Origin of the sequence: Bradyrhizobium sp., from assembly GCF_049581145.1 — a bacterium.
Lineage (GTDB): Bacteria > Pseudomonadota > Alphaproteobacteria > Rhizobiales > Xanthobacteraceae > Bradyrhizobium.
In genome coordinates this window covers 1-10,305 of record NZ_JBAURI010000152.1, presented here as the reverse complement: position 1 = coordinate 10,305, position 10,305 = coordinate 1, and the positions used below count along the sequence as shown (strand labels likewise).

Annotated in this window: 12 protein-coding genes; 10 read left to right on the top strand and 2 right to left on the bottom strand. The window is 62.4% G+C overall.

All coding sequences use genetic code 11. From position 1 onward, the window contains the following. Nucleotides 1–275: tetratricopeptide repeat protein (locus tag WCB02_RS05045; RefSeq protein WP_423956740.1), on the bottom strand; the 275-nt coding region annotated here is incomplete at its 3' end. A gap of 306 nt (nucleotides 276–581) precedes the next feature. Between WCB02_RS05045 and WCB02_RS05040 the strand changes: the two genes are divergently transcribed. Then, on the top strand, nucleotides 582–1,982 hold the full coding sequence (locus tag WCB02_RS05040; RefSeq protein WP_423956739.1) for an MFS transporter: 1,401 nt from the start codon (nucleotides 582–584) through the stop codon (nucleotides 1,980–1,982). Between the two features lie 159 nt (nucleotides 1,983–2,141). Here WCB02_RS05040 and queF read toward each other — a convergent pair whose 3' ends face one another. After that, entirely contained in the window at nucleotides 2,142–2,618 is a 477-nt protein-coding gene (queF, locus tag WCB02_RS05035; RefSeq protein ID WP_423956738.1) for a preQ(1) synthase, read from the bottom strand. 144 nt (nucleotides 2,619–2,762) lie between these two features. Here queF and eno point away from each other — a divergent pair, with 144 nt between their 5' ends. The 9 genes from eno to WCB02_RS04990 form a co-directional block, all read left to right on the top strand. Then, entirely contained in the window at nucleotides 2,763–4,046 is a 1,284-nt protein-coding gene (gene eno, locus WCB02_RS05030; RefSeq protein WP_423956737.1) for a phosphopyruvate hydratase, read from the top strand. A 42-nt stretch (nucleotides 4,047–4,088) separates the two neighbouring features. Next, on the top strand, nucleotides 4,089–5,228 hold the full coding sequence (locus WCB02_RS05025) for a zinc-binding dehydrogenase (RefSeq protein WP_423956736.1): 1,140 nt from the start codon (nucleotides 4,089–4,091) through the stop codon (nucleotides 5,226–5,228). Nucleotides 5,229–5,483: 255 nt separating this feature from the next. Next, entirely contained in the window at nucleotides 5,484–6,041 is a 558-nt protein-coding gene (locus WCB02_RS05020; protein WP_423956735.1) for an NADPH-dependent FMN reductase, read from the top strand. Between the two features lie 65 nt (nucleotides 6,042–6,106). After that, entirely contained in the window at nucleotides 6,107–6,424 is a 318-nt protein-coding gene (locus WCB02_RS05015; RefSeq protein ID WP_423956734.1) for an FtsB family cell division protein, read from the top strand. A 217-nt stretch (nucleotides 6,425–6,641) separates the two neighbouring features. Further along, on the top strand, nucleotides 6,642–7,664 hold the full coding sequence (pdhA, locus tag WCB02_RS05010; protein WP_423956733.1) for a pyruvate dehydrogenase (acetyl-transferring) E1 component subunit alpha: 1,023 nt from the start codon (nucleotides 6,642–6,644) through the stop codon (nucleotides 7,662–7,664). 27 nt (nucleotides 7,665–7,691) lie between these two features. Then, on the top strand, nucleotides 7,692–9,110 hold the full coding sequence (locus tag WCB02_RS05005; RefSeq protein WP_423956732.1) for a pyruvate dehydrogenase complex E1 component subunit beta: 1,419 nt from the start codon (nucleotides 7,692–7,694) through the stop codon (nucleotides 9,108–9,110). A 3-nt stretch (nucleotides 9,111–9,113) separates the two neighbouring features. Further along, the gene (locus WCB02_RS05000) at nucleotides 9,114–9,410 is read left to right on the top strand and encodes a DUF5076 domain-containing protein (RefSeq protein WP_423956731.1); all 297 of its coding nucleotides are present in this window, start codon (nucleotides 9,114–9,116) and stop codon (nucleotides 9,408–9,410) included. A gap of 18 nt (nucleotides 9,411–9,428) precedes the next feature. Next, nucleotides 9,429–9,887, top strand: coding sequence for a nucleoside deaminase (locus WCB02_RS04995; protein WP_423956730.1), 459 nt, complete (start codon nucleotides 9,429–9,431; stop codon nucleotides 9,885–9,887). Between the two features lie 205 nt (nucleotides 9,888–10,092). Further along, nucleotides 10,093–10,305: biotin/lipoyl-containing protein (locus WCB02_RS04990; protein ID WP_423956729.1), on the top strand; the 213-nt coding region annotated here is incomplete at its 3' end.

Below are 10,305 nucleotides of genomic sequence, written 5' to 3'. Positions count from 1 at the left end.
CTCTTGGGATTTTGCCGGATGGCACGTGCGAGCCATTCCACCGCGTGATCGTAATGCCCGGTGTGAAGCGACAATAGTCCCATCAGCTGCAGGCTGTCCGGGTGTCCCGCATCGATCGCCAGCGCCTGTTCGCAGAACCGCTGCGCGTCCAGAAGCCGCCCGGCCTGCAAATGCAGCAAGCCGGTCTCACGAAGCGCATCGGGCGTGCTCGGCGCCGCCGGCCCGGGATCTGCCCCGGTCCTGTTGGCGGCCGGCTCGGGTTCGTGACGGCTCATCGGCGGCGTTTCAAGATGGCGTGAAGGGCAACTGGTAGGCGATTCGACCTTCGTCAGAAAGCGGCCCGTCCGCCGGTGGTTCTCCGCGGTCGGCTCGACAGTCAATCTCGCGCCTTCGTGCAGCGCAGCAAAGCCGGCCTGTTTTCGATGCGCCGCGAACACGCAGGGGCGGAGAACAAGAGCAGCGGAAAACCGTCCGCAGGTCGAACAGCATCCCCCTACAAGGATGAAACGAAAGCGGGCATGCTTGTCCGACAAGGCCGGTCGGCGCTGCAATCGACGGCGGAAAAAAATACGGAGGAAACGATGACCACGGACGCATCCGTCAAGGCGCGCGCGGCTGCCATTCTCGCCCGCCTCGATCGACTTCCCGGCACGCCGCAGGTGTGGCGGCTGATTGCGCTGCTCTCGCTTGGCGGCATGTTCGAGCTCTACGATCTGTTCATGACCGCCTACGTCGTTCCCGGCCTGATGAAGGAAGGCTTGCTCACCAACGCGGCGGTCAGCATCTTCGCCGGGCCGGCCCTGTTCGTCGCCGCGACCTTCACCGGCTTGTTCATTGGCACCTTGTTCTTTGGCTACGCCGCCGACAGATACGGGCGGCGAACCATCTTCACCTATTCGATGCTCTGGTACAGCGCGGCAACGCTGGTCATGGCGCTGCAGAACAGTGGTCTTGGCGTCAGCCTCTGGCGACTGATCGCCGGCATCGGCATCGGCGTGGAACTGGTCACGATCGACACCTATCTCTCGGAGCTCGTGCCCAAATCGATGCGCGGTCGCGCGTTCGCCTTTAACCAGGCGGTTCAGTTTTCGGTGGTGCCGATCGTGGCGTTTGTCGCCTACAGGCTGGTGCCGATCAGCCCGTTCGGGTTTGAGGGCTGGCGCTGGGTGGTCCTGCTCGGCTCGACAGGCGCGCTTTTCGTCTGGTTCATTCGTCGTGGGATACCGGAAAGCCCGCGCTGGCTCATCAACCAGGGACGGCTCGACGAGGCCGAGGCGGTGACCGCGTCGATCGAGGCGAAGGTGCTCGCCGATCTCGGCGGCAAATCGTTGCCGGTGCCGGACAGCCATGCGGTGGAAGAAGCGCAACCCGTGGGCCGCCTAGCCGAGATATTCGAGTCCCGTTATCGGGGCCGGACCATCATGTTGATGATCTTCCAATTCTTCCAGACCTTCGGCTTCTATGGTTTCGCCGCCTGGGTCCCGACATTGATCGCCCAGCAGACCGGCATCAATCTCGGCGCGAGCCTGCTCTATTCATTCATCATCGCCATCGCCAATCCTTTCGGGCCGCTGCTGGCCATGAGCTTCGCCGACCGGTTCGAGCGGAAATGGCAATTGGTCGGCGCCGCCGGCTGCATCGGGATCTTCGGCATGTTGTTCTCGTTTCAGAACACGATGCCGTTGCTGATCCTGTGTGGCGTGCTGATCACGCTGTCGAACAACGTGCTGTCTTACTCATTCCATAATTATCAGGCCGAACTGTTTCCGGCCCGGGTCCGCGCCCGCGCGGTCGGCTTCACCTACTCGCTCAGCCGGATCAGCGCGGTATTTGCGAGCTTCATCATCGGCTTCTTCCTGCAGACCGCGGGCACCAAGGGTGTCTTTGGTCTGATCGCCGTCGCGATGCTGATCGTGGTCATCTCGATCGGCGGGTGGGGCCCGCGCACGCTGGATCGTGAGCTCGAGGAGATCTCGCGATAGCCGGACTCAAGGAGCGGTCTCCATGGGTGCTGAAGACGGGATGAGTAGCACATCCTGGTGCCGGGCGGCGTGCGCGACCTGCACAGCGGTCAGCAATTCGTGCCGCTGCTGGACTTGCAGCTGCGCCGGAACGAGTAGGCCGTGAGGCGTCAGGACGGATCAACCCCGCCCGCGATAGGGCGCGACCCCCTGCTCCGGGAGCCAGAGACCCTTGGGCAGTTTGCCGGTCTGCCAGAACACGTCGATCGGAATGCCGCCGCGCGGGTACCAGTAGCCGCCGATCCGCAGGAATTTCGGCTTGACCTCGGCGGCCAGCCGCTTGCCGATCATGACGGTGCAGTCCTCATGGAATGCGCCGTGGTTGCGGAAGCTCGCCACATAGAGCTTGAGGGATTTGGACTCCAGCAGCCATTGGCCCGGCACGTAGTCGATCACCAGATGGGCGAAGTCCGGCTGTCCCGTGACCGGGCAGATCGAGGTGAATTCGGGCACGGCGAAGCGCACCAGATAGTCGGTGTCGTTTTGCGGGTTGGGGACGCAATCGATCTGCGCCTGGTCGGGTGTCTGGGGCCATTCCACGGCCCGGCCAAGCTGCAGCGGCGGCACATGTGCCGATTTATTGGGCTTTTTAGGCATGATCCCCTCTTGAGGCCAGCGTCTTAGCCAATCATGACCGCGTCGTCCATGAGCGCTCCTCAGGCGACCTTTTCCGCCCCGATGGGTTGCGCTAGAAGCGGCGCCACGCCGTCTTACCCCTTTCATTTTTCAAGGAGGCAACCCATGACCGCCATCGTCGACATCATCGGCCGGGAGATTCTCGATAGCCGCGGCAATCCGACCGTCGAGGTCGACGTCATCCTGGAGGACGGCTCGATGGGTCGCGCGGCCGTGCCGTCGGGCGCCTCCACCGGCAAACATGAAGCCGTGGAACTGCGCGACGGCGACAAAGGACGCTATCTCGGCAAGGGCGTCACCAAGGCTGTCGATGCCGTGAATGGCGAGATTTACGAGGCCCTCAGCGACGTGGAGGTCGAGGACCAGGTCCAGATCGACCAGATGATGATCGATCTCGACGGCACGCCGAACAAGAGCCGGCTCGGGGCCAATGCGATCCTTGGCGTGTCGCTCGCCTGCGCCAAGGCTGCCGCCGAATCCTTCGACATGCCGCTTTATCGTTATGTCGGGGGAACCTCGGCGCGGACCCTGCCAGTGCCGATGATGAACATCATCAATGGCGGGGTGCATGCCGACAATCCGATCGACTTCCAGGAATTCATGATCATGCCGGTCGGCGCCAAGACCTTTGCCGAGGGTTTGCGCTGCGGATCGGAAATCTTCCACACGCTGCGGGCGGAACTGAAAAAGGCCGGCCATAACACCAATGTCGGCGACGAGGGCGGCTTCGCGCCGAACCTGCCGTCGGCGGATGCCGCGCTCGAATTCGTGATGAACGCGATCGGCAAGGCAGGCTACAGGGCCGGGGATGACGTGATGCTGGCGGTGGACTGCGCGGCGAGCGAATTTTTCAAGGACGGCAATTACGTTTATGGCGGCGAGAACAAGATCCGCTCGCGTTCCGAACAGGCGAGATACCTCGCCGATCTGGCCTCGCGCTATCCAATCGTTTCGATCGAGGACGGCATGTCCGAAGACGACAACGACGGTTGGAAGGAATTGACCGACCTGCTCGGTCGCAAATGCCAGTTGGTCGGCGATGATAATTTCGTGACGAACGTGACGCGGCTTGCTGACGGCATCAAGAACGGCCGCGCCAATTCGATCCTGATCAAGGTCAACCAGATCGGGACGCTGACGGAAACTCTTGGCACGGTCGAGATGGCCTACAAAGCCGGCTACACCGCGGTCATATCCCATCGCTCCGGGGAGACCGAGGACTCCACCATCGCCGACCTCGCGGTGGCCACCAATTGCGGCCAGATCAAAACCGGCTCGCTGGCACGTGCCGACCGCACCTCCAAGTACAATCAGTTGCTACGGATCGAGGAGCAGCTCGGCAGGCAGGCGAAATATGCCGGGAAGGGCGCGCTCAAAGCGCTGGCGTGAGATCGTGGCACAGATAGAAGATCGGGCGGGAGGATCGTCACCATGAGCGAAGGCAAGACCGGGCTGCAGTTGCGTTCGCTGATCAGGAAAACCGGCGAACTGGAGATTTCGCTGGTGACGATGCAAACGCCCGAGCCCGCCCCCGACGAAGTCGTGGTGCGGGTCGAGGCGTCGCCGATCAACCCATCGGATCTCGGCCTTCTCCTCGGCGCCGCGGACATGGCGACCGCAAAAGCCTCCGGCACAAAGGAATCGCCCATCATCACCGCGCATGTCCCGGAAGCTGGACTGAAGGCGATGGCCGGTCGGCTGGATGAATCCATGGCGGTCGGCAATGAAGGCGCCGGTGTCGTGATCAAGACCGGCGCATCGGATGCGGCAAAGGCCTTGATGGACAAGACGGTCGCGATGATCGGCGGTGCGATGTACACGCAATATCGCTGCCTGAAGGCCAATGAATGCCTGCCGTTGCCGGCCGGCACGACACCGGCCGAAGGCGCCTCCTGCTTCGTCAACCCGTTGACGGCGCTCGGCATGACCGAAACCATGCGCCGCGAAGGTCACAAGGCGCTGGTGCATACCGCGGCCGCCTCCAATCTCGGGCAGATGCTCAACAAGATCTGCTTGAAGGACGGCATTCCCCTGGTCAATATCGTCCGCAGCAAGGAGCAGGCGGATATCCTGCACAAGATCGGCGCGAAGCATGTGGTGGATTCCACCGCGCCGAGCTTCTTGGATGACCTGACGCATCTGCTGGTCCAGACCGGCGCCACACTGGCGTTCGACGCCATCGGCGGCGGCAAGCTGGCCGGCCAGATCCTCACCTGCATGGAGACGGCCGCCAACAAGACCGCCAAGGTCTATAGCCGTTACGGCTCGAACGTGCATAAGCAGGTCTACATCTATGGTGGGCTCGATCCACGGCCCCTTGAGCTCAACCGGACTTTCGGCATGGCTTGGGGTGTCGGCGGCTGGCTGTTGTTTCCGTTCCTGATGAAGCTGGGGCCGGTCGAGGGACGGCTATTGCGTGAGCGTGTGATCGACGAACTTAGGACCACCTTCGCCAGCCACTACACCAAGGTCGTGTCGCTGCAGGAGGCGTTGGACCCGGCCAACATCGCACTTTACGCCAAACGCGCGACGGGAGAGAAATTCCTCATCAATCCCCACAAGGGCCGATGAAATCGGCCTTCCATGGCGACGGTCGAGAAGCCGACCGTGGTGGGCTTCCAAGGGCGGTGCCGGCTGTCGCCTGATCCCGGCGCCATGGAATCCCGTGATCTGATCGCCTCGACCGGGGGCAAAGGAATAGGCCGCCCGTCGGGGCGGCCTATTCCTTTGGCAGATCTGTTTTTTGGCCAAACCGCAGTGCATGCACTTGCATCTTTTTGGCCGCGGGTCTACGGGAGGCGACCCGCCTTTAGAGAAGGACATCCCATGGCCACCTCGCATTCCATCGTCACGATCGTCGGCAGCCTGCGCAAAGAGAGCTTCACGCTGAAGATCGCGCATGCGTTGGCCAAGCTCGCGCCCGCAAGCCTCAAGCTCCAGGTGACGACGCTGCACGACATTTCCTTCTTCAACCAGGATCTGGAGGCGACCCCGCCGGCCGACTGGCTGGCATTCCGGGACAAGCTGCAGGCATCAAACGGCGTCCTGTTCGTCACCCCCGAATACAACCGCTCGATCCCCGGCGTCCTCAAGAACGCGATCGACGTGGGATCGCGCCCTTACGGCAAAAGCTCGTTCCTGGGCAAGCCGACCGGCATCATCTCCAATTCGCCGGGGCCGCTCGGCGGCGTCAGCGCCGCGAAACATCTGCAGAACATCCTGCCGGGCATTTCGGGGCCGATCCTGGGACAGCCGGAGATCCACCTGAACGGCGTCGGCGACGCCTTTGACGAAAGGGGCGAACTCACCAAGGAGTCGCTGCAGAAGGTGCTGCAGCAATATCTCGAGGCCTACGCGGCCTTCGTCGAGCGCTTCAACAGATAGCGAGTGCCACGTCGGGCGCCGGCCTGTTTAGAGATTCGTTAACCAGGCCGTCGCATGCTCCGCGCATGGTCTCCCGTTCGCGCCTCAAATCTTTCCTCACCGGGCTTGCCCTCTACACGATGGCAGCCGCGATGATCGGCTATTTCGGGGTCAACGCCTATACCGGCAGATACGGCCTCAACGCGCAGCAGGAACTCGATCAGGAGATCGTCGCGCTGACTACCGAACTGGCGCGGCTGAAGCAGGAGCGGGCGGACAGCGAGCATCGCGCCTCGCTGCTTCGCTCCGACCGGGTCGATCCGGACATGCTGGACGAACGCGCGCGCTACCAGCTCGACTACGCCAATCCGCACGACCTGGTCTGGATGAAGACGCCCAACTAGCCCGTTTCCTGAGCACGTACACGCGAGCGTCGTCGATTGCCGCGCCTGGTTCGACAGATCTTCGTCTGATTCCAAAAAACGCGCGAATTGATTGCTAAAGTTTCGCGGTGCATTGCACCGCGGCATAGCCATGCTTCCGATCGATCAAGCAGTCCTTTCTTGCCGGATTGACTTGGGATACAGAGGGCTCATTCACCTTCTGTGATCCGGAATTGCCATGGCCGCACCCAAGAAAAGCCTCGCGAAAGAAGCCGAGCACGACAACGTCGAGGCGCCGCCTCCGGAGTTCACCAAGGACCAGGAACTGGCCGCGCTCCGTGACATGCTGCTGATCCGGCGCTTCGAGGAGAAGGCCGGCCAACTCTACGGAATGGGCGCGATCGGCGGTTTCTGCCATCTCTACATCGGCCAGGAAGCCGTGGTGGTCGGCATGCAGATGGCCCTGAAGAAGGGCGACGAGGTGATAACCGGGTACCGTGATCACGGGCACATGCTCGCCTGCGGAATGGACGCCAAGGGCGTGATGGCCGAACTGACCGGCCGCCGCGGTGGCTATTCCAGGGGCAAGGGCGGCTCCATGCACATGTTCAGCAAGGAGGAGAATTTCTTCGGCGGCCACGGCATCGTCGGCGCCCAGGTCTCGCTCGGCACCGGGCTTGCCTTCGCCAACCGCTATCGCGGTAACGATTTCGTCAGCGTGGCCTATTTCGGCGACGGCGCGGCAAACCAGGGCCAAGTCTATGAAAGCTTCAACATGGCCGAGCTGTGGAAGCTGCCGGTGGTCTATGTCATCGAGAACAACCGCTATGCCATGGGGACCTCGGTGACCCGCTCTTCCGCGCAGACCGATTTCTCCAAGCGCGGCGCTTCCTTCAACATCCCGGGCGAGCAGGTCGATGGCATGGACGTCCGCGCCGTCAAGGCCGCCGGCGACAAGGCAATCGCCTGGTGCCGGGCTGGCAAGGGTCCCTATATCCTGGAGATGCAGACATACCGCTATCGCGGCCACTCGATGTCGGACCCGGCGAAATACCGGACCCGCGAAGAGGTCGAGAAGGTCCGGCACGATCAGGACCCGATCGAACAGGTTCGCAACCGCCTGTTGGCGGCCGATATGAGCGAGCAGGACCTCAAGGCGATCGACGCCGAGGTGCGCGAGATCGTCAACGCGGCCGCGGACTTCGCTCAGCACGATGCCGAACCGGATGTTTCAGAACTTTACACCGACGTTTATCGCTGAGAGCGCAAGCTGACTTTCGGAGCTGTTATGCCAATTCAAGTGCTGATGCCTGCGCTGTCGCCCACGATGGAAAAGGGCAATCTCGCCAAATGGCTGAAAAAGGAAGGCGAGCCGATCAAATCCGGCGATGTGATCGCCGAGATCGAGACGGACAAGGCGACGATGGAGGTCGAGGCGACCGATGAGGGCACGCTCGGCCGCATCCTGATCCCCGAAGGCACCGCCGACGTCGCCGTCAACACCCCGATCGCGACCATTCTGGCCGACGGCGAAAGCGCCGCCGATCTGTCCAAGGCACAGGCTCCGGCCAAGCAGGAGCAGGCCGCCGAGTCGGCGCCCCCGGCTCAAGGCAAGACTGAGACGCCGGCATCTGCGGACAAACTGGGTGGGGCCCAAGAAAAGAAGGCGCCCTCAGCGCCCCATGTCGTGGCCGAGCCCGATCCCGAAGTGCCCGCAGGCACCGAAATGGTCACCATGACCATCCGCGAGGCATTGCGCGATGCCATGGCGGAGGAGATGCGCCGCGACCCGGACGTGTTCGTGATGGGCGAAGAGGTCGCCGAATATCAGGGCGCCTACAAGGTGACGCAGGGCTTGTTGCAGGAATTCGGCGATCGGCGCGTGATCGATACGCCGATCACCGAGCACGGCTTTGCCGGTGTCGGCGTCGGCGCGGCGATGGCGGGTTTGAAACCCATTGTCGAGTTCATGACCTTCAACTTCGCCATGCAGGCGATGGATCAGATCATCAACTCGGCGGCGAAAACGCTGTACATGTCGGGCGGCCAGATGGGCTGCTCGATCGTGTTCCGCGGGCCGAACGGCGCGGCCGCCCGCGTCGCCGCCCAGCACAGCCAGGACTATTCCGCCTGGTACTCGCAGATCCCGGGATTGAAGGTGATCGCGCCGTTCTCGGCCGCCGACTACAAAGGCCTGCTGAAGGCCGCGATCCGCGACCCCAATCCAGTGATCTTCCTGGAAAACGAGATGCTGTACGGCCATTCCGGCGAGGTGCCGAAACTCGACGATTATGTGATCCCGATCGGCAAGGCGCGGGTGGCGCGCACGGGCAATCACGTCACACTTATTTCCTGGTCGAACGGCATGACCTATGCGCTGAAGGCGGCGGACGAACTCGCTAAGGAGGGCATCGAGGCGGAGGTGATCGATCTGCGGACGCTGCGTCCGATGGATACCGAGACGATCGTCGCCTCCGTAAAGAAGACCGGCCGCGCGGTGACCGTGGAGGAAGGCTGGCAGCAGAGCGGCATCGGCGCCGAGATCGCGGCACGCATCGTGGAGCACGCCTTCGACTACCTGGACGCCCCGGTGCTGCGCGTGTCCGGCAAGGACGTGCCGATGCCCTATGCGGCAAACCTCGAAAAGCTTGCGCTGCCTTCGGCGGCCGAGGTGGTCGAGGCCGCTAAGACCGTCTGCTATCGGTGAGCCATGGCGGGACCCAAGGAGCAGCCGTTACCCCCGGACGTGATCGGCAACGACGAGGCCACCGAAGTGCTACGCGCCTTCGTGCTGGATGGCGGCCTTTCCATTGCCTTCATGCGCGCATTCGAGGAGCCGGACATGTGGGGCCTGCTGCTGGTCGATATCGCGCGCCATGCCGCCCGCGCCTATGCGCGCGAAAGCAGCTTCACCGAGCATGAGGCGCTGCGGCGCATCGTCGATATGTTCGAAGCCGAGATCGCCCGGCCGATGGACATCGGCGCCACCACGCCGCGATCGCAATAAGGTCACTGAGCAAGGTCAATGAGTATGGTAGTTGATCCCCATCATTTCGAATTCATGGCGGAAGCGATTCGCGAAGCCGAAGACAGCATCGCCGAAGGCGGCCTGCCGATCGGCGCGGTGCTGACGCGCGACAACAAGATCATTGCGCGCGGCCATAATCGGCGGATGCAGGAGAAGAACGTCATTCTTCACGGCGAAATGTCATGCCTGCGCGAGGCCGGCCTGATATCGTTTCACGACACCGTCATGTACACCACGCTGTCACCGTGTTCGATGTGCGCGGGCGCGATCGGACTGTTCAAGCTGTCGCTGCTTGTGATCGGCGAGTCCGTGACGTTTCCCGGCAGCAAGGACATTCTGACCCAGTTCGGGATTCCCTTCATCGACCTGGCGGACGAGCGATCGATCAACATGATGAAGAATTGGCGGTCGAACCCGGTCAATGAGCGTCTTTGGCAGGGCGATATCGGAAACTGATGCGGCGCGTCAGCTCACCATCAAGGGCGGATCGCGCGCAGCACGGTCTTCGCTGGTTCGCCAGCTCGTGGAAGACTCTAGCCAGAGCGTTTTCCGGCGAAGCGCGCAACGTTTGCGTCAAGAAAACGCGTCAAAACAAAAAGCTGGAGCCTCCGTTCCGATTCGATTCGCAATGGAACCGCTCTGGGAAATCTTTGAGGTCAGTATGCCCATCAACATTCTGATGCCCGCGCTATCGCCGACCATGGAGAAGGGCAACCTTGCGAAATGGCTCAAGAAGGAGGGCGACAAGGTCAAGTCGGGCGACGTGATCGCGGAAATCGAGACCGACAAGGCGACAATGGAGGTCGAGGCGGTCGACGAAGGCACGATCGCGAAAATCCTGGTGCCCGAGGGCACCCAGGACGTGCCCGTCAAC